Here is a 1,452-nt window from a genome sequence, read left to right on the forward strand (position 1 = left end):
CCTCTTACAGAAACTTATGCGCAAAGCGGAAGACGGTAATTTGGATATTCGTGCGCCAGTGCATAAAGGCAAAGAAATAGGCAGTTTGTTCAGCAGCTTTAACAACATGGTCTCCGAAATCAAGAGGCTAATTGAAGTCGTACATATGGCAGAGTTGAAACAAAAGGAAAATGAAATCAAGCAAATGGAGTCCAGCCTCCTTATCTTACAGTCGCAAATTAATCCACACTTTCTTTACAACACGTTGGAGGTAGTGAATTCATATGCCATTGAAGCTGGGGTACGGCCGATTAGTAAAATGGTAACCTCCATCGCCAAAATGTTCCGTTATAACGTCGGAAATCCGCAAAAAACGGTCACACTTCTGGAGGAAATTGAGCATATGCAGACATACTTGTCTATTCAAAAAGAGCGCTATGAAGGCCTCAATGTTGAATGGGAGGTTGATGAAGTTGAAGCGATGCAAGTTTCCACTGTACGTCTCATTTTACAGCCGCTTGTGGAAAACGCCTTTCAGCACGGTTACGAAGATCATGATCGCAAGCCGGAGTATTTGAAAATATCAGGAAGGTTTATAAAGGATCGGGTGTACGTCATTTCGTTAATTGACAAAGGGAATGGAATGACTCAGGAGACGTTGAACAGGTTGAACCGATTATTTAAGGAGGTCACTATTCAACAAATGGTTCGAGAGCATCAGTTTCAAGAGAAAAATCTTGGATTATGGAACGTGCACAGCCGCCTTCGACTTACGTTCGGAGAACCTTACGGATTATACATCCGTGAGTCAGGGCCGAACGGTACACATATGGATATTACATTGCCAGGGAGGTAAGGGCATGTATAAAGTGATCATTGTGGATGATGAGCCATCCGTGAAACGCAGTTTAAAGACAATCATTGAGCGGGAGACTTCCTCATTTGAAGTAAGTGCATTTGCCGAGAATGGTCAAGAGGCGCTGGATCTCATTAGTGACTACTTACCGGATGTTGTCATTACAGACATTCGAATGCCTGTGATGGATGGGTTGCGACTGGCTGAGGAGATCGTTAGCCGTGGGATCCAGACTGAAGTGATTATCATTTCCGGATACAGCGATTTCAGCTATGCCAAACAGGCACTTCGACATGGAGTCTCCGATTATCTGCTAAAGCCGCTTGATGTTGACGAAGTATTAAGGGTACTTTCTCTGACCGAKAAGAAACTGGGCAATGAACGTAAAGGCATCATTGAGCGAAGTGAATGGATCGCTGTGTGTAAGGTAGAAGCGGAGACAATGGCGAAGCACATGTGGGTCCTCAACGTGGCTGCCGTTTGGGAGCAACTTGAAGGGATACACGAACGGTTGCAGACTTATCGAGCAAATTCAGTGAGACTCAAGGAGATGTTTATACACTTGTTTTACTTGCTGCAGGCGGAAATAGCGGGTCTGAGCGGCAACAGAATTCAAT

The 1,452-nt window shown here is 44.6% G+C and carries 2 protein-coding genes; both read left to right on the forward strand.

Annotation, left to right across the window (positions count from 1 at the left end):
• Positions 1–835 (forward strand): sensor histidine kinase (locus AC1DVJ_RS30955; RefSeq protein WP_477596763.1); only part of this gene is annotated, 835 nt, incomplete at its 5' end.
• Between the two features lie 4 nt (positions 836–839).
• A partial coding sequence (locus AC1DVJ_RS30960; protein ID WP_477596764.1) for a response regulator occupies positions 840–1,452 on the forward strand: 613 nt, incomplete at its 3' end.

The organism is Paenibacillus sp. P4_A9 (genome assembly GCF_056402415.1).